Origin of the sequence: Nocardioides pinisoli, assembly GCF_024199985.1 — a bacterium.
GTDB classification, from domain to species: domain Bacteria; phylum Actinomycetota; class Actinomycetes; order Propionibacteriales; family Nocardioidaceae; genus Nocardioides; species Nocardioides pinisoli.
This window is the reverse complement of the sequence record NZ_JANARS010000009.1, coordinates 131,200-152,476: the sequence shown is the minus strand read 5'-3', so window position 1 is coordinate 152,476 and position 21,277 is coordinate 131,200. Positions and strand designations below refer to the sequence as shown.

Genomic DNA, 21,277 nt, shown 5'->3' with positions numbered 1-21,277 from the left:
CGCCCGGTTTCACGGTGGTTGCGTGGCGCCGGTGGACGCGAAACCGGCGGGTGGTTGGATCGACGCATGCCGGATCCAGTGCGCCTCGACACGCGGGTGCCGACGGGCGCCGACCCCGACGCGGTCTACGACGCCTTCACCGGCTGGGTGGCCGACCAGGGGCTCGACCTCTACCCGCACCAGGACGAGGCCGTGATCGAGCTGCTCGGCGGCAACCACGTCGTCCTCGCCACCCCGACCGGGTCCGGGAAGTCGCTGGTCGCCATCGGCGCCCACGTGGCGGCGCTTGCACGCGACGAGGTCAGCTTCTACACCGCGCCGATCAAGGCGCTGGTGAGCGAGAAGTTCTTCGCGCTCATCGAGGTGTTCGGCGCCGACAACGTCGGGATGCTCACCGGCGACGCCGCGGTCAACCCGGACGCCCCGATCATCTGCTGCACCGCCGAGGTGCTGGCCAACATCGCGCTGCGGGAGGGCCGCTCGGCCGACGTGGGGCTCGTGGTGATGGACGAGTTCCACTTCTACTCCGAGGGCGACCGCGGCTGGGCCTGGCAGGTGCCGCTCCTCGAGCTCGTCGACGCCCAGTTCCTGCTCATGTCGGCGACGCTGGGCGACGTGTCCTTCTTCGTGGAGGACCTGAAGCGGCGGACCGGTCGCGACACCGCTGTGGTCGACGACGCCGAACGCCCGGTTCCGCTGAGCTTCCGGTGGTCGATGGAGCCCCTCGACGACACGCTCGAGGAGCTGGTGAGCACCGGCCAGGACCCGGTCTACGTCGTCCACTTCACCCAGGCCGCCGCCGTCGAGCACGCGACCAACCTGCTGCGCCGGCCGCCGGCCAAGGTGGACAAGGACGCGATCGCCGAGCGGATCGGCGCCTTCCGCTTCGGTGCGGGCTTCGGCAAGACGCTGTCGCGCCTGGTCCGCAACGGCATCGGCGTGCACCACGCCGGGATGCTGCCGAAGTACCGGCGGCTGGTGGAGACGCTGGCCCAGGCGGGCCTGCTGCGCGTCATCTGCGGCACCGACACCCTCGGGGTCGGCATCAACGTGCCGATCCGCACCGTGCTGTTCACCGGGCTCGCCAAGTTCGACGGCAACCGGCAGCGGGTGCTCCGCACGAGGGAGTTCCAGCAGATCGCCGGCCGCGCCGGCCGGGCGGGCTACGACACCGCCGGTTACGTCGTCGTACAGGCGCCGGAGCACGTGATCGAGAACGAGCAGCAGAAGGCCAAGATCGCCGCCCGGCAGGCTGCGGGGAAGAAGAAGTCGAAGGCGCAGCTCAAGAAGGCGCCCGAGGGCACCGTCGTGTGGACCGAGCAGACCTTCGACAAGCTCGTGGCCGGCGTGCCCGAGCGGCTGACGAGCCGGATGAAGGTCGACAACGCGATGCTGATCAACGTCGTGTCCCGCGAGGAGGACGCCGTCGCGGTGGTGCGTCGGCTGGTCACCGACAACCACGAGGAGCGGCGGGGACAGCTGCGCCTGGCCCGGCGGGCGCTGCGGCTGTCGCGCTCGCTCGTGCGCACCGGCATCGTCACCCGCCTCGACGAGCCCGACGAGCACGGTCGCCGCTTCGTGCTGACCGTCGACCTGCCCGTCGACTTCGCGCTCAACCAGCCGCTCGCCCACTTCGCGCTGGCCGCCTTCGACGTGCTCGACCCGGAGTCGGAGACCTACGGCCTCGACGTGGTCTCGATCGTCGAGGCGGTCCTCGAGGCACCCCGGCAGATCCTGATGGCGCAGCAGCACGCCGCCCGGGGCGTCGCGATCGGGGAGATGAAGGCCGACGGCATCGAGTACGACGAGCGGATGGCGCTGCTGGAGGAGATCACCTGGCCGCAGCCGCTGCGCGAGCTCCTCGAGGCCCTCTACGAGACCTACCGGCAGACCCACCCCTGGCTGCCCGACGACGCGCTCGGCCCCAAGTCGGTGGTGCGCGAGATGTGGGAGCAGGGGATGGGGTTCACCGACTTCGTCAGCCGCTACCAGCTCGCGCGGTCCGAGGGCCTGGTGCTGCGCTACCTCACCGACGCCTACCGCACGCTCCGCCAGACCGTCCCTGAGACGCACCGCGCCCCCGAGGTCGAGGACGTCATCGAGTGGCTGGGCGAGACCGTGCGCCAGACCGACTCCTCGCTGCTCGACGAGTGGGAGGCGCTCTCGGACCCGGACCACGCGTCCTCCGCCGTCGCGCACCACGAGCCGCCGCCCCCGCCGCGGCCCCTCTCGAAGCAGGAGCGCCCCTTCCGCGTGATGGTGCGCAACGCGATGTGGGCCCGCGTGGACGCGGTCTCGCGCGACGACCTCGACGGGCTGGTGCGCCTGGAGCGCGCCGCCGCCGACCGCACCGACCCGCCCCGGCAGGTCGTCGTCGGGCGGTCGGTGTGGGACGCGGCGCTGGAGGACTACTACGCCGAGCACGACCGCGTGCTCACCGACGGCGACGCCCGCGGTCCCGACCTGCTGGTCGTGGGGGAGGAGCGCACCGGCGAGCCGGTCGGCGCGGAGGAGGGCACGACCGCGCGGCTGCGCGACGTACGCCAGACGATCCACGACCCCGAGGGCCACCACGACTGGGTCATCGACGCGGTCGTCGACTGCGACGCGACCGACAGTGCCGGTGAGCTGGTGCTCGCGACCACCGGGATGCGGCGGCTCGGGGACGCGTGAGGACGGCCGCTCCGGCGCGGCCACGACCAGGCGCGTAGAGTCCCGCGCGGTGCAGCGCAGGCCGGGCCCCGGGCGGGCCCGTCGTGCGTGTTGAACCCGTGCAGGAACTGTCGACGTGTCGACAAAGTCCGAGGCGTCCGGCGTGGTCCAATCGAGGTCCAGGCCGATGCGCGGCGATGCACGACAGATGCGACGAGGAGCAGTCATGAGCGGTGCGGGATTCCCCGGTCAGCACACGGGCAGCAGTGCCCCCGAGATGCCGCCCCTCGTCCGACCACCGCACCCGCAGACCCCCCAGCCCGGCCCCACCCCGCGAGACGAGCAGACCGTGACCCAGCCGATCCCCTTCGAGCGTCCGATCGAGACGCGTGCCACGACCACCCTCGAGGCCGAGAAGCCCCTCGGACCGACCGGGCGTCCGATGCCCGTGTTCCCCGACCCGCCGGCGGTCACCGAGCACGGCCGCGCCCGCGTCGTCTCCATGTGCAACCAGAAGGGCGGGGTCGGCAAGACCACCACCACGATCAACCTCGGCGCATCGCTCGCCGAGTTCGGGCGCAAGGTGCTGCTCGTCGACTTCGACCCGCAGGGCTCGCTGTCCGTCGGCCTCGGGCTCAACCCGCACGAGATGGACCTGACCATCTACAACCTGCTGATGGACCGCGAGACCACGCTCGACGAGGTCGTGGTCCCGTCCGGCATCGAGGGCATGGACCTGCTGCCCTCCAACATCGACCTCTCCGCCGCCGAGGTCCAGCTGGTGCACGAGGTGGCGCGCGAGCAGACGCTGCAGCGCGTGCTCGCCCCGGCGCTCGAGCACTACGACGTCATCCTCATCGACTGCCAGCCGTCGCTCGGCCTGCTGACCGTCAACGCGCTGACCGCCTCCGACGGCGTCATCGTGCCGCTGGAGTGCGAGTACTTCGCGCTGCGCGGCGTGGCGCTGCTGAAGACGACCATCGACAAGGTGCGCGAGCGGCTCAACCCCAAGCTCGAGATCGACGGCGTGCTGGGCACCATGTTCGACGGGCGCACGCTGCACAGCCGCGAGGTCATGGAGCGCCTGGTGTCGGCGTGGGGCGACAAGGTCTTCCACACGGTCATCCGCCGCACGGTGAAGTTCTCCGACGCCACGGTCGCGGGCGAGCCGATCACGTCCTACGCCTCGTCGTCGACCGGCGCCGACGCCTACCGCCAGCTGGCCAAGGAGGTGGTGACCCGGTGGCCCGCCGAGTGAGCATGCCGGCCGCGGACGACCTGTTCCGGCCGACCTCCGACGCCGCCGCCGCTGAGCCCGCTCCGGGGCAGCGCCCGCGCCGCGTACGAGCCGTGGCCGACGACGCCGAGCCCGCCGGTCCGCGCAAGCCCAGCGGGCGGGTGCGGCACGACGAGAAGATGACGGTCTACGTCACCTCCGACGAGCTCCTCGACATCGAGCACGCCCGCCTGACGCTGCGACGCGAGCACGGCCTCGCCGTCGACCGGGGCCGCCTCGTCCGGGAGGCGCTGGCGCTCGTGCTCGCCGACCTCGAGGCCCAGGGCGCCGACAGCGCGCTGGTGCGACGGCTGCTCGACGAGTGAGCAACCGCCCCGCGGCCCCGGACCCCTCGGCCGGAGGCGCGCTCGAGCCGGGCAGCGAGGCCCCGGCGTTCGCCGTACGCCTGGACAACTTCGAGGGGCCCTTCGACCTCCTGCTCGGCCTCATCGCCAAGCACAAGCTCGACATCACCGAGGTCGCGCTGTCGCAGGTCACCGACGAGTTCATCGCCCACGTGAAGAACCTCGGCGGCGCCTGGGACCTCGAGCAGACCACGTCCTTCCTCGTCGTCGCGGCGACCCTGCTCGACCTGAAGGCCGCCCGGTTGCTCCCGCAGGGCGACGTGGAGGACGAGGAGGACCTCGCCCTCCTCGAGGCACGGGACCTGCTATTCGCGCGGCTCATGCAGTACCGCGCCTTCAAGCTGGTGGCCTCAGTGCTGGAGGAGCGCCTGGCCTCGGAGTCGCTCCGGCACCCGCGTGCGGTCGGGCTCGAGGAGCGCTTCGCGACCCTGCTGCCCGAGGTGCTGATCGGCATCGGCCTCGACGAGTTCGCCCGCCTCGCGGCGCGCGCCTTGGAGCCCAAGCCCGTCCTCGAGGTGTCACTGCACCACATCCACGCCGCCAAGGTCAGCGTGCGCGAGCAGGCCCACCTCGTCGTCGACCGGCTGCGCCGCAGCGGCACGATGACGTTCCGGGCCCTGTGCGGCGACTCGCCCGACCGGCTCACCACGGTGGCCCGCTTCCTATCGCTCCTCGAGCTCTTCCGCGAGGGCGCGGTGTCCTTCGACCAGGTGACGCCTCTGGGGGAGCTGACCGTGCGCTGGACCGGGGCGGAGGACGGCGAGGTGGACATCCACGACGAGTTCGACGGCGCCCCGCCGGGCGACGATGATGACACCATGCCGCCGGCCGCCGCCGACGAGCCCGAGGAGGACCAGTGAGCCAGCAGCCCGACAGCACCCAGGGTGACGCCGCGGACCGTCCTGCCGACGACACGCTCGACGTGGCGGTCGCCGAGCTGCGTCCGGCGCTCGAAGCGATCCTGATGGTCTCCGACGAGCCGCTCGCCACCGTCCGCCTGGCCTCGGTGGTCGGGCACCCGGTCGAGGAGGTCGAGGCGGCGCTGGAGGCCTTGGCAGCCGAGTACACCGAGCAGGGCCGCGGCTTCGATCTGCGCTCGGTGGCGGGAGGCTGGCGCTTCTACTCGCGTCCGGAGATGGCCGGGGTCGTGGAGTCGTTCGTCCTCGAGGGCCAGCAGGCGCGGCTCACCCAGGCCGCGCTGGAGACGCTGTCGGTGGTCGCCTACAAGCAGCCGGTCTCGCGCGCCCGGGTGTCGGCGATCCGCGGGGTCAACGTCGACGGCGTCATGCGCACCCTCCTCACCCGCGGGCTGGTCGAGGAGGCCGGTCAGGACGAGCAGAGCGGCGCCAACCTCTACCGCACCACCTCCTACTTCCTCGAGCGCATCGGCATCACCTCGCTCGACGAGCTGCCCGAGCTCGCGCCCTACCTGCCCGACATGGACGACCTCGAGGACGAGCTCGCCAGCGTCGCCGGCCTGGACGGCCCCGCCGAGCCGGCACCCGAGCCCACCCCGGAGCCCGAGCCCGAGCCCGAGCCGGCCCCTGCGCCCGAGCCGACCCCGTCCGTGCCGCACCACCACCCCTCGCCCCACTCCGGAGCGGGCACCGAGCCCGACGGCGGGACCGAGATCTCATGAACACCCCACGAAACCACTCGCTTCGCTCGCGCTTTCGCGGGGACCCCGAAAAGCTGATGAGGACCCGATGAAGCCCCACGACGCACCCGACAACGACCAGCCCGCCTCCCAGCGCCCGGCGACCGACGAGGACGGCCTGATCCGCCTGCAGAAGCTGCTCGCCCAGTCCGGCGTCGCCAGCCGCCGCAAGTGCGAGGAGCTGATGCTCGACGGGCTCGTCGAGGTCGACGGCGAGGTCGTCACCCGGCTCGGCACGAAGGTCGACCCCCGCACGGCCGTCATCCGGGTCGAGGGCAAGCGGCTGCCCCCGATCAGCGACAAGGTCTACCTGGTGCTCAACAAGCCACGCGGCGTGGTCTCGACGATGTCGGACCCCGAGGGCCGGCGCACGCTCGGCGACCTCGTCGCCGACCGTCCCGAGCGGCTCTTCCACGTCGGTCGCCTCGACACCGACACCGAGGGCCTGATCATCCTCACCAACGACGGCGACTTCGCCCAGCACCTCGCCCACCCCTCGCACGAGGTGGACAAGACCTACGTCGCCGAGGTCGAGGGCGAGGTGCACGTGCGCACGGTCCGCGAGCTGCTCGCCGGGGTGACGCTCGACGACGGCCCCGTGACCGTCACGCACGCCCGGGTGGTCGGCGGCGACCCCCGGCGGGAGGGCAGCAAGCGCTCCATCGTCGAGCTCACGATCCACGAGGGGCGCAACCGCATCGTGCGGCGCCTCCTCGCCCACGTCGGGCACCCCGTGACCCGGCTGACCCGCACCCAGATCGGCCCGGTGACGCTGTCCCGGCTGCGGTCGGGGGAGATGCGCGAGCTGACGGTCGCCGAGCTCGGCGAGCTGATGGACAGCGCGCAGCTCTGAGCCCGGGCGCGGCTAGGCTCCTCGCGTGGCAGTGAGAGCAGTGCGTGGGGCGACCCAGCTCGAGGAGGACACCCGCGAGCACATGCTGGACCGGGTGGCGGAGCTCGTGACCGACGTGATGGAGGCCAACCGGCTCGAGGTCGACGACTTCATCTCGATCATCTTCACCGCGACCAGCGACCTCACCAGCGAGTTCCCGGCCTACGCCGCTCGCCAGCTGGGCTTCTCCGACGTCCCGCTGGTCTGTGCCCGCGAGCTTGAGATCGCGGGCTCGATGCCGCGGGTCGTCCGGCTGATGGCCCACGTCGAGACCGACCTGCCGCGAGCGGAGGTCACCCACGTCTACCTCCACGGGGCGGCCAACCTGCGGCGCGACCTGGCGCGCACCACCAGCCATGACTGACCCCCGGTCCGAGGTGGGCCTGCCGGCCCTGACCGGGCCGGTGGAGGTCGTCGGGGCCGGCCTGATCGGTACGTCGATCGCCCTGGTGTGCAGCCGCCTCGGCATCGAGGTCGTGCTGCGCGACACCTCCGACGAGCACGTCCGCACCGCGCACGGCCTCGGCGCGGGCCGCGCGGCGCGCCCGGGCGACCACCCGCAGCTGGTCGTGGTGGCGGTGCCGCCCGCCTCGGTCGGCGACGCGATCGTCGACGCCCTGGCCCGCACCGGTGCCGTGGTCACCGACGTCGGCAGCGTGAAGGCCGCGCCCCTCGAGGAGGTCGCCGCCCGGGTCGGTCCCGACGACCTGGCGCGCTACGTCGGCTCACACCCGATGGCGGGCAGCGAGCGGTCCGGACCCCTCGCCGCCAGCGCCGCGCTGTTCGACGGCAGGCCGTGGGCGGTGACGCCGCACCCGCAGGCGCGCCCCGACGCCGTACGCCTCGTGGAGGCCCTGGTGCTCGAGTGCGGGGCCTCCCCGCTGGTCATGGAGCCCGAGGAGCACGACCGTGCGGTCGCCCGGATCTCCCACCTGCCGCACCTCGCCGCGGTGCTCGTCGCCGGGCGACTCGCAGCCGCCCCGGCCGAGCACCTCGCGCTGTCGGGCCAGGGCGTGCGCGACGTCACCCGCGTCGCGGCGAGCGACCCGGCGCTGTGGCAGCAGATCCTCGAGGCCAACTCCGAGGCGGTGCTCGACCTCCTGGCCGAGGTCCGCGCCGACCTCGACGCCCTGATGACCGCGGTCGCCTCAGACGCCGGACCGGACCTCGTCGAGATCCTCGCCCGCGGCAACGCCGGCACGGCCGCGATCCCCGGCAAGCACGGCGGCCCGGCGCGTCCGACCCGCTCGGTGTTCGTCGCGGTGCCCGACCACCCGGGCGAGCTGGCCCGGCTCTTCGGCGACGCGGGGGAGATCGGCGTCAACATCGAGGACGTGCACATCGACCACGACCCGGGACGCCCGGTCGGCCTCACCGAGCTCGTCGTCGAGCGGGGCAGCGCCGAGCGGCTCCTCGCGGCTCTCGAATCCCGCGGGTGGACGACCCACCGGTAGCCTTCTCGCCCGTGAGCACCGTCGACAGCACCTCCCCGTCCGGGTCCCTCGTCATCGCCGTCGACGGCACGTCGGGCTCGGGCAAGTCGAGCACGTCGCGTGGCGTGGCCGAGCGGCTGGGCCTGCGCTACCTCGACACCGGCGCGATGTTCCGGGCGATGACCTGGTGGCTGCTGCGCGAGGGCATCGACGTACGCGACGAGGCTGCGGTCGCGGCCGCCGCGGGCCGCCCGACCATCGAGTCCGGCACCGACCCGCTGGCCCCGACGATCACGGTCGACGGCACCGACGTCTCGGTGGCGATCCGCGCCGACGAGGTCAACGCCGCGGTCAGCCCGGTCAGCGCCGTGCCGGAGGTGCGCGCACGCCTGCTCGAGCTGCAGCGCAAGGCCATCGGCGAGGGCGGCATCGTGGTCGAGGGCCGCGACATCGGCTCCGTCGTGTGGCCGCAGGCCGAGGTGAAGGTCTACCTCAGCGCCGACCCCGACGCCCGCGCGCAGCGTCGTACTGCCGAGCAGGGCGGCACCGACGTCGCCCGCACCCAGCAGTCCCTCCTCGAGCGCGACCGCATCGACTCCGGACGGGCCACCGCGCCGCTGACCATGGCCGAGGGCGCGGTCCACGTCGACAGCACCCACCTCACCCTCGCCGAGGTGATCGACCGCATCGTCGCGCTGGCCACCCGGGCACGACGAGCGTGACCCGGGCGGACCTCCCGGCCAGCGCCGCCGAGCATCCTCCGACCCGGCTGCTGCGCCTGCTCCGCCCCGGGGCGGCGCGGCTGGTCCGCACGCGCTGGCCGGTCGAAGTGCACCACGCCGACCGCGTGCCCGCGACGGGCGGCGTCATCCTCGCGAGCAACCACGTGGGGATCATCGACGGCCCGCTGCTCGCCGTCTTCTCGCCCCGCCCCGTGCACGCGCTGACCAAGCAGGAGATGTTCGAGGGGCGGCTCGGGCGCTTCCTGCGGGCGTCGGGCCAGATCCCGCTCGACCGGTTCAGCGCCGATCCGGGTGCGATCCGGTCGTGCCTGCGGGTGCTCCGGGACGGGGGAGTGGCCGGCATCTTCCCCGAGGGCACCCGCGGCTCCGGCGAGCTGCACCGCTTCCACCACGGCGCCGCCTACCTCGCGCTCGTCACCGGCGCGCCCGTGGTGCCCGTCACGATGCTCGGCACCCGGCCGTCCGGCGGCGGGGCCAACGCCCTGCCGGGACGCGGCGACACCGTCGACGTCGTCTTCGGAGCGCCGTGGCGGACGACACAGCGGTCGTGGCCCCGGACCCGGGAACACGTGGCGGCCACGTCGGTGTTGCTCCGAGGGCACCTGCTGTCCGAGCTGGCCACCGCGCTCGCCGACACGCGCCGATCCTTGCCCGGGCCGCTTCCTGCGGGACAATCCGAGGACGACCCCGACACCGGGCTCGCCGAGCCATCCAGAGAGCTGTGATCACGAATGACTGAGAACGACGCCGACCTCGCGTCCGCGTCCACCGACGAGCCGACCGGCCCCACCCCGGTCCTGGCAGTGGTGGGCCGACCCAACGTGGGCAAGTCGACCCTCGTCAACCGGATCATCGGGCGCCGCGAGGCCGTCGTGGAGGACCGTCCGGGCGTGACCCGTGACCGTGTCTCCTACGACGCCAACTGGAGTGGTCGCGCCTTCACCGTCGTCGACACCGGCGGCTGGGACCCCGACGCCCGCGGGCTCGCCGAGCGCATCGCCGGGCAGGCCGAGGTGGCCGTCACGCTGGCCGACGCCGTGCTGTTCGTCGTCGACGCCACCGTCGGGATCACCGACGCCGACGAGGCGGTCGTCCGCATCCTGCGCAAGTCGGGCAAGCCGGTCGTGCTGGCGGCCAACAAGGTCGACGACGCCCGCACCGAGGCCGAGGCCTACGGCCTGTGGAACCTCGGCCTCGGCGAGCCCTTCGCCGTCTCCGCGCTGCACGGGCGCGGCTCCGGCGACATGCTCGACGCGATCCTGGCGGCCCTGCCCGAGACGCCGCAGGAGAGCTTCGAGGAGGTCGGCGGTCCGCGCCGCATCGCCATCGTCGGCAAGCCCAACGTCGGCAAATCTTCCCTGCTCAACATGCTCGCGAAGGAGGACCGCGTCGTCGTCGACAACGCGGCCGGCACCACCGTCGACCCGGTCGACGAGCTGATCCAGCTCGGCGACCGCACCTGGCGCTTCATCGACACCGCCGGCATCCGCAAGCGGGTCAACCAGGCGTCGGGCCACGAGTACTACGCCTCCCTGCGCACCACGACCGCGATCGACCGCGCCGAGGTGGCGGTCCTGGTGCTCGACGCCAGCGAGACCGTCTCCGAGCAGGACATGCGCATCATCCAGACGATCCGCGACGCGGGCCGAGCCATGGTGATCGCCTTCAACAAGTGGGACCTCGTCGACGAGGAGCGTCGCTACTACCTCGAGCGCGAGATCGAGCGCGACCTCGTGCAGCTGAAGTGGGCGCCGCGGATCAACTTCACCGCGCGCACCGGCTGGCACGTCGACCGCCTCGTCCCGGCGATCGACAAGGCCCTCGAGGGGTGGGAGACGCGCATCGGAACTGGCGCCCTCAACACGTTCCTGGGTCGCCTCGTCGCCGAGCACCCCCACCCCGTGCGCAGCGGCAAGCAGCCCAAGATCCTCTTCGCGACCCAGCCGTCCGTGGCCCCGCCGACGTTCGTGCTCTTCACCAGCGGCAAGCTCGACGCCGCCTACGAGCGGTTCATCGAGCGACGCCTGCGCGAGGAGTTCGGCTTCGTCGGCACGCCGATCATCATCCAGCAGAAGCCGCGGGAGAAGCGCAAGCGCTGACGGCTCGACTCAGGGCTCGAGGCCCCGGTCGCGCAGCCACTCCATCGGGTCGACCGGGCTGCCCGCGGCCGGGCGCACCTCGAGGTGGAGGTGCGGCCCGGTGGAGTTGCCGGTGGAGCCGACGCTGCCGATGACGTCCGTGAGGGCGACCTCCTGGCCGACGACGACGGTCGCGTCGGTCTGGTGGCAGTACCAGACCTCGGTGCCGTCGGGGAGCGTGAGGATCGTGCGCAGGCCGTAGGGGCCGGCGTACGCCACCTCGGTGACGACGCCGTCGGCGACCGCGACCAGCGGCTCACCGGCGTAGGCGCTGAAGTCCTGGCCGCCGTGCTCTGCCTCCCAGAGCGGGCCGGTCAGCCCGAAGCCGGCCGACAGGTCGTACGACGCCAGCGGCAGGACGGCGCGCACCGCGTCGGGGTCGCCGTGGTAGCCGTAGGTCGCCAGCACCTCACGGTGACCGATGAGCTCCCGGTCGCGGGCGGCGGCGCGACGGTTGAGCGCCACGAGCGTCTGCTGGCGCTCCGCGACCTGCTCGGCGAGCGCCATCGCCTCGGCGACCGCCTCGGCCGTGCGCGCGTCCTGGTGCACGACGGTCTCGGGCGCCGCGTGGGCGGGCGCGACGAGACCCAGCCCGACAGCCGCCGCGATCGCGGCGACCAGCAGGCCTGCACGCTTCAGTGCTGGCATCAGGAACCCCCACAGGTCGACGGTCCATGGTCGGACGGCAGGCGGGAGGGGCTCGGGGGTTTCGGCACAAATGGCCCACTCGGACTAGGAGGCCTGCCGCACATGAGCGGTGCGAGGCCGGCCGACGGCCTGGATGGCGGGTCGATTCCGTGGCGGTGGAGGGGCTGCGGTAGTGTTCCCCTCGCTTCGCAGGCCTCGCGCCGGAGGCACTCGGGCTGTGGCGCAGCTTGGTAGCGCACTTGACTGGGGGTCAAGGGGTCGCAGGTTCAAATCCTGTCAGCCCGACCGAGAAGTAGCCCCTGACCAGCGGAAACGCTGGTCAGGGGCTACTTGCGTTTCGAGCCGAATCGCCTCGTGCCACGTTCATGTCCCGAAAACTCTGTCGCATGACCGGCTTTGCCTCGGTCTGGCGAGCCCTGCGTACGGCGACAGCGAACGGCGGCAGGGCGATCGTGCGCTTGGAAGCGTCGGATTCGGGCTTCGCCTTCCGGAAGGTGCCCTTCCCGGTCTCCGTCTTGATCGTCCCGCTGATCGAGACCGTCGGGGGCGTCGCAGACAGGTCGATGTCTGTCCAGCGGAGGGCAAGTACTTCCCCGATACGGCATCCGGTGGCGAGGAGTAGGTCGATGATCTCAGGCATGTCCGAATTCGGCCTGGGACCAGAACGCTTCTTGGTCATCCAGGCGTCCACGGCGGAGCGCCGGGTCCGGCTCCTCAAGAACGTTGCTCCAATTTGGCCTGCCTTGGCCAGCGAATCGTTACTGGGTCGCCATGACGACACTGAAGGCCCCTGTGGGCCTGGGGAGTGCACTGTTCCCCCGGGTGGATGTCCCGCGAGGTCCCGAGGCGGTACAGCTGGCCTCACGGGGGTCGGTCTGGGTTGGTTGCCCCTTACAGCGCGGGCAGCCCCACCAGGAGGCGGGCGGCACCTCGTCACATCGCGCCCAGCGCGCACTGCCCACTGGACTGACTTCTGATCGGATCGCGCCGGTGGCGAAACTCGGGTAGGTCGCACATGCAGGTGAGGGGGTCGAGGCCCGCCGGAATGGCGAGCTGGCGCGAAGCTCCGAGCTGTCTCTGCCATGGACCTGCCCGCACGTTTCGAGGTTCGTCGATCTTCACGAGTTGCCAAGTGTGAGACGGGAGGGTCGGCTCGCCCGGGCCGCGCGGTGAGGTGGCGACTGTGCGACTCATTGGGTGTGGTCAGGGTCGCGGTGTTGTTGGCGGGAAGAGGAGGATGATCGCGGCCAGACGCCGGTCGTGTACGTGGATGGCCTGCTCAGCGATGGACCGGGCCGTGGGGCTGGCGCCGGTGATCATCTCGGCGCGAGCCGATGCAAGCGAGGCGTGGGCGTGCGCTGCCAGGTGGTCGGCGAAGTTCCGGTCCTGATCCGTGCTGTGCCGCTCGGGAATCGCGTCGGGGAACGGCGTGGAACTGGAAGCGCTGCGGGCGTCCAGTTGCCCCCACGCGCTCAGTGCTGCCGCGATCGCGGCGAGTTGGTCAGCCTGCTCGGCAAGCGCCAGTCGACCTAGTGCCCGCACGTGGTGGCTGCGCCCGGAGGCGGCGATGTCCCTGCTCGCGGCCATGATCGGCCCGAGTGCGGCGCGCGCCTCCTCGAGGTAGTGGACATCCGCCGCGTTGCCATCGCGCCGCCTCACCCAGGAAGCCACGGCAGAGGTCGTCGCTGAGACTGTCCCGGGGGCGTCTCCTGGGGTGCTTCCGGGGGATGTCGATGCGTTGCTGGACGCGGGAGGGGATTCGGGCATGGTGTCTTCCCTAGGGGTGGTGGAGGCTCATGGGACGGGCAGGCGCGGGTTCAGGGCTAGACCCCCATCGGAAGGTCGTCAGGGCTCGATCGTTCGTGCGGAGGGGCGAGGGATGGCAGCGCCGCCAGGGTTTCGAGGTCCTGAAGGACGGCCCACGGGGTGGAGGCGGGCGTCGCGCGGAGGACTTGGAGCAGGCTGTCGACTGAATCGGCGACCGTGAACGATTGCGTCGCCTGCTTCCGAACATGAGGCGGAATCGGTCCCAGGAGTTGCGCGGCGAGGATGCCGCGGGCCAGCGCCTCGGCGTCGTCCGGGGCAATGAGTGCGAGTGCGCCGCAGTCGGTCTCGGGTAGTCCGCCGTCGTCGGAGGCGATGACGCGGCACCCGGCGTGCTGGGCCTCGATGGAGAGGATGCCGAAGGTCTCGTGCCAGTACTGGCTGTTGGAGGGCATGACCACGACGTCGTGCTCTGCGAGGAGCGCAGCCATGCCGGCCGGCGTACGTCGTGCCGCGACGAGGTCGAGGCGCGGGTTGGTGGCGAGCATTCGCTCGATCAGCGCGCCGTGTGGCTTGTCGGATCCCGCGCTCGTGACGGTGACCGACATCTGGGGGCCCTCGAACAGATCGGTGTGGAGCATGGAGAGCAGGGTGAAGATCCCCTTCTCCGGCGTCAGCCGGCCCGCGTAGAGCACCCTCGTCGGGCCGGTGTGCTCCGGGCGGGACTGGACGGCGAACGCCGGCTCGGCGAACGGATACACCACGTGCACGGTCTCGAGGCTGACGTCGAGGAAGTCCGACCACAGGCGCGCGGCGAAGCGGCTGGTGGCGATCAGCGTCCGATCGCGGGTCCCGGCGGTCACGGCCAGCCGTTCGTGTCCACGCAGAGGCGGAGGAACATGGAGGATCTGGTAGGCGGGATGCTGCGTACGCACGGGAGGGGCCTCGCTCACGAAGACCACTGTGTCGTCGAGGCGACTCAGGTCGTCGAGGATCTCGACGGAGTGGAACGGCACATCGTCGAACTCGTCGCGCCCGTCGGACAGCCCGGCACCCACCGTCACCACGCGCGCGTCCACGCCGCGCCTGATCAGCTCGCGGACCTGGCCGACCGTGAAGTTCTCTGAGCCTCCGGTGCCCGCCGGCAACGCTTCACCGGGCGACCACACGAACGAGATCACACCGGGCCAGAGGCGAACGCAAGCCCTGAATACGCGGGCGATAGTGCCGTGCTGGGGCGCGAGATCATCGCGTCACCACCTGCCATCGCTACAAGCGCCAGTGCCCGTGCGCCCCGTAGCCGAGGCATCGGCCTACCGCCTGCAGTAGTAGCGCCAGTCTAGCGCGGCATGGGACACGCTCCCGCCGCCGCGACGCTGCGGTGGCTTGTTGCAGGCGCAAGATGCAGCGCACACCCAGTGGTGGCAGTCGTGGGCTGGCAGTCGATCCGTCGGGCGCGGGGAGGTCGGTGCTGGGCTGCGGCAGGGTGATTGGTCGGCACGGCAGGCCGCTGGGTGCCGGCCCGGGTGCCCGCTTCTTGAGCACCCGGGCCTGGGCCGCTCAGGTTCCTGCAGGCTGCCCAAGCGGCCTGACCCGTCGTACCCACCTGTGCGAGCCGCATGTTCATACCGTGCTGGCAACAGCCTCTTGCCAAGACCGGCCGATGTGCTGATGGTGCGAGGCCCGTGCAGAACTCGTGAGCCGGGGCCGACAGGCAGCCATTGGATGATTCGTATAGACCGAATGTCTGGCCAGACTCGGTCCAGGTGGTCGGCGGGCAGCTCTCCATGCGGCTGCCCACCAGCTGTTCTGGTGTGCCTCATTACCGGTCTGCGGCCCGCTGGTCACCGTGACGGGGCGTCGCTCAAGAACGCCTCAGTGTCACGGGGGCCTCGACACCGGCTGCTCGAGGACCGAAGCAGGCGGCCAGCCGGGCGCTCGCGGCCCCGATCACCACCGTCTGTTCGTAAGTCGAGCGCGCCGTGGTCCTTGCGGGTGGGGCGGCACATCCGAAGTCCAGAGACACTGGAACCGGCTGAGCAGCCGCCTTGCTGACCGATTCGAGAGGCTCACATGTCCACCGACGCAATCGTGCTGTTGAAGAACGACCACAAAGAAATTCTCAAGACGTTCAGGGACTTCGAGAAGCTTGGTCCGGACGCGCATGTTCGCAAGGGCCAGTTGGTCAGCCGCATGATCGAGCTCCTGACCGTCCACACGTACATCGAGAACGAGGTCATGTACCCCCGGGTGCGGGAACTGCTGCCCGAGCTCGAGGACGATGTGCTCGAGTCCTACGAGGAGCATCACGTCGCCGATGTCCTTGTCATGGAGCTGGTCGCGATGAAGCCTGATGCCGAGCGCTTCACCGCCAAGACCACGGTGCTCATCGAGAACGTGCGTCATCACATCGAGGAGGAAGAGAAGGAGTGGTTTCCCCAAGTACGTGAGGGCCTGGGACGCAAGCAGCTCCAGGAGATCGGTGCGGAGATGACCGAGGCCAAAGCCAAGGCGCCACGCACCCCAGCCGCACCGAGCGCTCTGAAGAAGACCATCGACGCGGTCGTCAAGTAGCGAACCGCCTGCCGTACTTGAGGCGCTCTACCGCGACAAAGTCCCAGCTGGGCGCGAACCGTCGTCGGCTGTACAACCCCTGACTACCCTTCTACGCTGTGCGCGGGGCCACCGAGGGAGGCTGCGGCGTGGACCGCTATGAGTTCAACCGTCAGCTCGCCGACGCCGCACGCGCCACCGCGGAGGCGAACGACAGCGACGACACCCTCGAACGTGCGGTGCAGACGGCGCTCGAGCTCGTCGGCAGCGCCGACCTCGCCGGCTTGTCAGTGTTTACTCCCGGCGGAGTGCACACGCCTGCCGCCACCCACGAGGACCTGCGACACATCGAGCAGCTCCAGCACGAGCTCGGCGAGGGTCCGTGCCTCAGCGCCCTGCGGGAGACCGATGTGATCCGCGTCGGCGACGTCACCACCGACACCCGCTGGGGGAGGTGGGGACCGGCCATCGGTCAGAAGTTCGACATCCGCTCTGCGCTCGCCTTCCACCTCTTCACCGACGGCCACCAGCTCGCCGCGATGACCTTGTACGCCCGGAAGCCGGATTCCTTCGACCACGACGACGTCGTCGACGGCCTCGCCGTGGCCGCGCAGGCCGCCGTCACCCTGGCCGGCACCACCAACCGCGACCAGATGAACCAGGCGATGCGCAACCGCCAAGTCATCGGCGAAGCCACCGGAATGCTGCGCGAGCGATTCGATCTGACCTCCGCCCGTGCGTTCGACGTCCTCAAGCGCTTGTCCTCACACCACAACGTAAAGGTCGCCCGGATCGCCCAGTACGTCGTCGACACCGGCGACCTCCCCGAACCCCCGGCGCAGGCAGCCCACGTCGCCCTGTCGAGGGCGGACCCAGTTCGGCGTTCCCCAGACACGCCCGTCGCGCACCCCTAGGCTTCTCGCCAGCGGCACCACGGTGCTGCAGGACCCAGCCTCCCAGTGCCTCACCGCCGACTGCGTGGCGAGTTCGCCCCCCAGGAGGACACGTCCGCAGCCCGGGCCTCTACTCATGCGGAGTGGTTGGTCGCTGATGTGGGGATGATGCGGGTGCGGATGACCTCGGTGGCGACCTCCGTTGCCGCTGACGGAAGGCGAGGAGACCCCCCACGACGCACATGACGAGCCCCAGTGATCCCGCCGCGATGAAGATGCCCTCGGGGACAGCAGGATCCCGCGCGACCGCGAAGCGCCCATCCTCGGACGCACCGCTGCACGTGACCGTGTACCTGGTTCCCGCCGTCACTGGGAAGCTGAAGGCGGACTCGAGGCCCTCCGCCTGGTGATAGCGCTGTGCGTTGCCCACGGTGACCGGATCGCCGCCTCCGGAGGTCACCGCGCATGACGGTGCCTGGGACAAACCTGTGGACGCGAAGATGGTCGCTGACGTGGACTCCGTTGCGCGGATCTGCGCCTGCTGCCCGAAGTCCACTGGCTGCAGCTCCGGCATGCGCTTGAGCCAGGCATAGCCCACCGCTGCGGAGATCACCATGGTCGCGGCGCCGGCGATGATCAGAAGGCGTGCCCACGGGATGTGCACCCTGTCGGTGACGCCGGGCTTGTCGCTCACGACTCCAGCATGGGGCTCGTGCCACCGGGCCTGCAGGGGCAATTGACCTGCACAGTCGTCAGGCCCACCTCGCGTCCTGGAACGGCACGGCACCCCTGGTGCGTCATCCGGCGACGTCGGGGGAGTGGCAGACCGGTCGATCCCCCCAGTGCGACATCGCGATGGGGCGTCAGGGAGCGGGAGGCGGTGACGGTATGGCGGCCAGAGCAGACTTGGCGATGGCAAGGAGCTCTTGCGTCGAGCCTCCGTCCCTGGCGCGCCCCGACATGCCGCGCATGACAGCCACCAGGAACGAAGCCAGCTCGTCCGGCTGAACGGTGGCGGGTAGGTCGCCATCGGTGACGCCTCGAGCGATCCGGTTCGCAAGGCGGCCGTGGAGGACCCCCCGTTGTGCAGACAGGCGTGGCTCGGTCAGCATCAGGCAGCCGAGCGGCGTGTCCGGGCTGGTGTGTGCGCGGGCTGTGTCGTCGAGCATGGTGGCGATGGCTTCGCGGGCCGTCGGGCGAGTGGCCGCCTGGTCGACGGCCTCACACGTCCGACGGAAGTAGAGGTCAGAGACTTCCTCGAACAACCTCTCCTTGTCGCCGAATGCCGCGTACAGGCTGGGCGGCGTCACGCCCATCGCCTTCGTCAGCATGGCGATGCTGGTCTCTTCGTAGCCGGTGCGCCAGAACTGCTCGACTGCTGCAGCCAACGCGGTGTCACGGTCGAAGCTCCTCGGTCTGCCCACCACGGCTCAGATCATAGCGTAGTGACCGCTATGGAATGTGCTACGGTTCCGCAGGAATTCATAGCGACCGCTACAAAAGGGGAATCTCATGCAGCTCGACAACGCCGTGGTGCTCGTCACCGGAGCGAACCGAGGGATCGGCGCCGCCTTCGTCGAGGAGCTGAAGCAGCGCGGAGCGGCGAAGATCTATGCCGCTTCGCGCCGCGCGAGCTACGTCGATCTCGACGGCGTCGAGCCGATCCAGCTCGACGTCACCGACCCGGCACGCATCCAGGAGGTCGCCGCCCAGGCCAGCGACGTCCAGGTCCTGATCAACAACGCAGGCATCTCCACGGGCACGTCCCTGGTGTCCGGTGACGTGGCCGAGATCAGGCGAGAGATGGACACGAACTTCTTCGGTCCGCTTCTCCTGACGCGGGCTTTCGCTCCGATCCTCAAGGCCAACGGTGGGGGTGCCATCGTCAACATCGTCTCGGCGCTGTCGTGGTTCACCGCACCGGGCGCTGGCGCCTACGCCGCTTCGAAGACGGCGGCCTGGAGCCTCACCGACAGCGCGCGACTCGAGCTCGCGAGCCAGGGCACGCACGTGGTGGGCGTGCACATGGGCTTGGTCGACACGGACATGGCCGCGGCTATGGAGGCGCCGAAGATCTCCCCGACGGCCTTGGCCGCTGCGGCACTGGACGCCGTCGAGTCGGGTCTCGACGAGGTGCTGGCTGACGACTGGGCGAAGTTCGTGAAGTCGGGACTGACGCTTGGGCCCTCGGAGCGGTACGCCCAGCTGTTCTCGCCGGCCAGTAGCTGAGCAGCCAGCAAGCAGCAATGCACCAGACAGAGTCGGGACCGTGACGAACCAGCTGCAAAGCCAGGAAGGAGCCTGGTAGCTGCGCATCGCAGTGACATAGGGGTCGGAGTCGGGGGAGACCCGGGTCGCCGCCAGCCACACAGGCCTCAGTAGCTGGGGGCAAGGAGGGCGGCGGCCCGGAGGCCGCCTTCTGGACCTTCCGGGCCTAGCCCACCGGGAAGTCGCGACCGCCCTGCTGACCTTCTCCAAAGGTTACCCACCGACACCGCCCTTTGGTAGGTACCCGGGGGGAGAAGCAGAACCGCCCACGGTCTCGGGTCCGTGAGCGGTTCTGGTCCGAAGGTACGCGAGGACATTGCTCAGCACTGGCACACCAGCTGAACGAGCGTGCCACAGGTGGACCAACGGTCCTGAACGTGCGGAGACGGCGCCGTCGGCGCAGTGCTGCTCGTCGCTCGGGGGAGACAGCCGTCGCGCCCTGGAGCGGCGGTGACGGGACGCGGGAGTGCCTAGCGTCCGTGCCATGCTCCCTTCCCGGCACGTCTCCCGCCGCACCCTCCTCGTCGCGGGTCTGGCCACCATGACGGTGCCCGCCATGTCGTCCTGCTCCGGAACGGGTGGCGGGGCCCGCAGGCCGGTCACGCCGCCCGACGACTTCAGCACACCACTGGCCGTGCCGCCCCTGGACGAGGGCACGATGGTCTCGCCCGGCGTCCGCGAGTTCGCCCTCACCGCCCGGGAGGGCACCCACGACATGGGCACCGGTGTCGCGACCCCGACCTGGGGATTCAACGGCGACCACCTCGGTCCCACGCTGCGGGCCCGGTCGGGCGAGACCGTTCGGGTGCGGGTCACCAACGACCTGCCGGAGGAGACGACCGTCCACTGGCACGGCATGCACCTGCCGGCGGTGATGGACGGCGGCCCCCACCAGATGATCGAGCCCGGCGGGACCTGGGAGCCGGTCTGGACGATCGACCAGCCGGCCGCGAGCCTGTGGTACCACCCGCACCCGCACGGAGCGACGGAGGAGCACGTCTACCGCGGCCTCGCGGGGATGTTCTGGATCGACCCCGACGAGGGCCCCGACACCCGCCTCCCGCACCGCTACGGCGTCGACGACGTCCCGGTGGTGGTCCAGGACAAGCGCCTCGACGACGACGGCGAGCTCGACCTCGACGACCAGGGGCTGGAGATCGGCCTGCTCGGCGACCGCGTGCTGGCCAACGGCACCTGGGGCGGTCACGTCGAGGCGTCGACCGAGCTGCTGCGGCTGCGGTTGCTCAACGGGTCGACCGCGCGGACCTACGGCCTCGGGTTCTCCGACGACCGGGACTTCGACGTCGTCGCCACCGACGGCGGCCTGCTCGAGCGACCGGTCGCGACCACCCGCGTCCGGCTGTCGCCGGGCGAGCGGGCGGAGGTCGTCGTACGCCTCGCGCCGGCCGAACGCGTCCGGCTCGTGTCGTACGGCGCCGAGCTCGGCGACGTGGTCATCCCCTCCGTCTTCGGAGCGGACGACGTCATCGACGTCCTGGAGATCCGGGCCCGTGACCGGCTGGAGCCCTCGCCGCCAGTGCCGGAGGTGCTCACCTCCATCGAGCGGCTCGACCCGAGCGCGGCCGACGCGCGGCGGGAGTGGGAGCTGGAGGGCCGCGAGATCAACGGGCAGGGCATGGACATGGACCGGGTCGACGCCACCGTCACCGCCGGCGCGCTGGAGCAGTGGACGGTGCGCAGCCGCAATCCCTACCCCCACAACTTCCACGTCCACGACGTCCAGTTCCGCGTCGTCGCCGTGGACGGCGCGCCGCCGCCGCCGTTGCTGGCCGGGCTGAAGGACACCGTCTACCTCGAGCCGCACGTCTCCTACGACCTGCTCATGCGATTCGGCGACCACGCCGACCCCGAGCACCCCTACATGTTCCACTGCCACCTGCTGCTGCACGAGGACGACGGCATGATGGGCCAGTTCGTCGTGGTGGACGACGGCGACGCGGCCGACCTCTCCGGCCACGAGGGTCACTGAGCCCG

Annotated in this window: 21 protein-coding genes and 1 tRNA gene; 16 read left to right on the top strand and 6 right to left on the bottom strand. The window is 70.9% G+C overall.

The window, feature by feature from the left end:
• Positions 1-66 precede the first annotated feature (66 nt).
• The 11 genes from NCI01_RS18810 (at position 67) to der (ending at position 11,117) form a co-directional block, all read left to right on the top strand.
• Positions 67-2,673, top strand: coding sequence for a DEAD/DEAH box helicase (locus NCI01_RS18810; protein ID WP_254183017.1), 2,607 nt, complete (start codon positions 67-69; stop codon positions 2,671-2,673).
• Positions 2,674-2,878: 205 nt separating this feature from the next.
• On the top strand, positions 2,879-3,910 hold the full coding sequence (locus NCI01_RS18805) for a ParA family protein (protein WP_302182279.1): 1,032 nt from the start codon (positions 2,879-2,881) through the stop codon (positions 3,908-3,910).
• The gene (locus NCI01_RS18800) at positions 3,895-4,254 is read left to right on the top strand and encodes a hypothetical protein (protein ID WP_254183016.1); all 360 of its coding nucleotides are present in this window, start codon (positions 3,895-3,897) and stop codon (positions 4,252-4,254) included. The genes NCI01_RS18805 and NCI01_RS18800 overlap by 16 nt, the downstream gene beginning before the upstream one ends.
• Positions 4,251-5,153 carry a segregation and condensation protein A gene (locus NCI01_RS18795; protein ID WP_372495210.1) on the top strand — a complete coding sequence of 301 codons (903 nt, stop codon included), beginning with the start codon at positions 4,251-4,253 and terminating at the stop codon, positions 5,151-5,153. Before NCI01_RS18800 ends, NCI01_RS18795 begins: the two co-directional genes overlap by 4 nt.
• Positions 5,150-5,932, top strand: coding sequence for an SMC-Scp complex subunit ScpB (scpB, locus tag NCI01_RS18790; RefSeq protein ID WP_254183015.1), 783 nt, complete (start codon positions 5,150-5,152; stop codon positions 5,930-5,932). The genes NCI01_RS18795 and scpB overlap by 4 nt, the downstream gene beginning before the upstream one ends.
• A gap of 67 nt (positions 5,933-5,999) precedes the next feature.
• Positions 6,000-6,803 carry a pseudouridine synthase gene (locus NCI01_RS18785; protein WP_254183014.1) on the top strand — a complete coding sequence of 268 codons (804 nt, stop codon included), beginning with the start codon at positions 6,000-6,002 and terminating at the stop codon, positions 6,801-6,803.
• A 25-nt stretch (positions 6,804-6,828) separates the two neighbouring features.
• Positions 6,829-7,206, top strand: a complete 378-nt coding sequence (gene aroH / locus NCI01_RS18780; RefSeq protein ID WP_254183013.1) for a chorismate mutase — start codon at positions 6,829-6,831, stop codon at positions 7,204-7,206.
• Positions 7,199-8,296, top strand: a complete 1,098-nt coding sequence (locus NCI01_RS18775) for a prephenate dehydrogenase (RefSeq protein ID WP_254183012.1) — start codon at positions 7,199-7,201, stop codon at positions 8,294-8,296. Before aroH ends, NCI01_RS18775 begins: the two co-directional genes overlap by 8 nt.
• A gap of 11 nt (positions 8,297-8,307) precedes the next feature.
• Entirely contained in the window at positions 8,308-8,997 is a 690-nt protein-coding gene (gene cmk / locus NCI01_RS18770) for a (d)CMP kinase (RefSeq protein ID WP_254183011.1), read from the top strand.
• On the top strand, positions 8,994-9,743 hold the full coding sequence (locus NCI01_RS18765) for a lysophospholipid acyltransferase family protein (RefSeq protein WP_254183010.1): 750 nt from the start codon (positions 8,994-8,996) through the stop codon (positions 9,741-9,743). The genes cmk and NCI01_RS18765 overlap by 4 nt, the downstream gene beginning before the upstream one ends.
• Before the next feature lie 6 nt (positions 9,744-9,749).
• A complete protein-coding gene (gene der / locus NCI01_RS18760; protein WP_254183009.1) occupies positions 9,750-11,117 on the top strand; it encodes a ribosome biogenesis GTPase Der in 1,368 nt (455 codons plus the stop codon).
• 9 nt (positions 11,118-11,126) lie between these two features.
• Here the strand turns inward: der and NCI01_RS18755 are convergent, their stop codons facing one another.
• Entirely contained in the window at positions 11,127-11,804 is a 678-nt protein-coding gene (locus tag NCI01_RS18755; RefSeq protein ID WP_302182278.1) for a M23 family metallopeptidase, read from the bottom strand.
• Between the two features lie 211 nt (positions 11,805-12,015).
• Between NCI01_RS18755 and NCI01_RS18750 the strand changes: the two genes are divergently transcribed.
• Positions 12,016-12,089: transfer RNA gene (locus NCI01_RS18750), tRNA-Pro, on the top strand.
• A gap of 34 nt (positions 12,090-12,123) precedes the next feature.
• On the opposite strand, the gene NCI01_RS18745 is transcribed toward NCI01_RS18750, so the two are convergent.
• From NCI01_RS18745 to NCI01_RS18735, 3 genes are all read right to left on the bottom strand, one after another.
• Entirely contained in the window at positions 12,124-12,444 is a 321-nt protein-coding gene (locus tag NCI01_RS18745) for a site-specific integrase (protein WP_254183008.1), read from the bottom strand.
• Between the two features lie 563 nt (positions 12,445-13,007).
• Positions 13,008-13,475, bottom strand: a complete 468-nt coding sequence (locus NCI01_RS18740; RefSeq protein WP_254183007.1) for a hypothetical protein — start codon at positions 13,473-13,475, stop codon at positions 13,008-13,010.
• 152 nt (positions 13,476-13,627) lie between these two features.
• Entirely contained in the window at positions 13,628-14,749 is a 1,122-nt protein-coding gene (locus NCI01_RS18735; protein ID WP_254183006.1) for a glycosyltransferase family 4 protein, read from the bottom strand.
• An 892-nt stretch (positions 14,750-15,641) separates the two neighbouring features.
• On the opposite strand from NCI01_RS18735, the gene NCI01_RS18730 reads away from it, so the two are divergent.
• Both NCI01_RS18730 and NCI01_RS22855 read left to right on the top strand, forming a co-directional pair.
• Positions 15,642-16,142 (top strand): hemerythrin domain-containing protein, encoded by a 501-nt coding sequence (locus tag NCI01_RS18730; protein ID WP_254183005.1) that lies wholly within the window; start codon positions 15,642-15,644, stop codon positions 16,140-16,142.
• Positions 16,143-16,270: 128 nt separating this feature from the next.
• Positions 16,271-17,035 (top strand): GAF and ANTAR domain-containing protein, encoded by a 765-nt coding sequence (locus NCI01_RS22855; protein ID WP_254183004.1) that lies wholly within the window; start codon positions 16,271-16,273, stop codon positions 17,033-17,035.
• Positions 17,036-17,144: 109 nt separating this feature from the next.
• Here NCI01_RS22855 and NCI01_RS18720 read toward each other — a convergent pair whose 3' ends face one another.
• Together NCI01_RS18720 and NCI01_RS18715 are read right to left on the bottom strand one after the other, a co-directional pair.
• Positions 17,145-17,708 carry a hypothetical protein gene (locus NCI01_RS18720; RefSeq protein ID WP_254183003.1) on the bottom strand — a complete coding sequence of 188 codons (564 nt, stop codon included), beginning with the start codon at positions 17,706-17,708 and terminating at the stop codon, positions 17,145-17,147.
• Positions 17,709-17,877: 169 nt separating this feature from the next.
• On the bottom strand, positions 17,878-18,441 hold the full coding sequence (locus NCI01_RS18715; protein WP_254183002.1) for a TetR/AcrR family transcriptional regulator: 564 nt from the start codon (positions 18,439-18,441) through the stop codon (positions 17,878-17,880).
• An 85-nt stretch (positions 18,442-18,526) separates the two neighbouring features.
• Here NCI01_RS18715 and NCI01_RS18710 point away from each other — a divergent pair, with 85 nt between their 5' ends.
• Positions 18,527-19,243, top strand: coding sequence for an SDR family oxidoreductase (locus NCI01_RS18710; RefSeq protein ID WP_254183001.1), 717 nt, complete (start codon positions 18,527-18,529; stop codon positions 19,241-19,243).
• Positions 19,244-19,766: 523 nt separating this feature from the next.
• Positions 19,767-21,272, top strand: a complete 1,506-nt coding sequence (locus NCI01_RS18705; protein ID WP_254183000.1) for a multicopper oxidase family protein — start codon at positions 19,767-19,769, stop codon at positions 21,270-21,272.
• Positions 21,273-21,277: the final 5 nt, after the last annotated feature.

Coding starts and splice junctions, on each gene's coding strand:
- NCI01_RS18810 (WP_254183017.1), top strand. CDS start 67: ATGCCGGATCCAGTGCGCCTCGACACGCGGGTGCCGACGGGCGCCGAC.
- NCI01_RS18705 (WP_254183000.1), top strand. CDS start 19,767: ATGCTCCCTTCCCGGCACGTCTCCCGCCGCACCCTCCTCGTCGCGGGT.
- NCI01_RS18785 (WP_254183014.1), top strand. CDS start 6,000: ATGAAGCCCCACGACGCACCCGACAACGACCAGCCCGCCTCCCAGCGC.
- NCI01_RS18805 (WP_302182279.1), top strand. CDS start 2,879: ATGAGCGGTGCGGGATTCCCCGGTCAGCACACGGGCAGCAGTGCCCCC.
- NCI01_RS18745 (WP_254183008.1), bottom strand. CDS start 12,444: ATGCCTGAGATCATCGACCTACTCCTCGCCACCGGATGCCGTATCGGG.
- NCI01_RS18775 (WP_254183012.1), top strand. CDS start 7,199: ATGACTGACCCCCGGTCCGAGGTGGGCCTGCCGGCCCTGACCGGGCCG.
- NCI01_RS18710 (WP_254183001.1), top strand. CDS start 18,527: ATGCAGCTCGACAACGCCGTGGTGCTCGTCACCGGAGCGAACCGAGGG.
- NCI01_RS18730 (WP_254183005.1), top strand. CDS start 15,642: ATGTCCACCGACGCAATCGTGCTGTTGAAGAACGACCACAAAGAAATT.
- der (WP_254183009.1), top strand. CDS start 9,750: ATGACTGAGAACGACGCCGACCTCGCGTCCGCGTCCACCGACGAGCCG.
- NCI01_RS18755 (WP_302182278.1), bottom strand. CDS start 11,804: ATGCCAGCACTGAAGCGTGCAGGCCTGCTGGTCGCCGCGATCGCGGCG.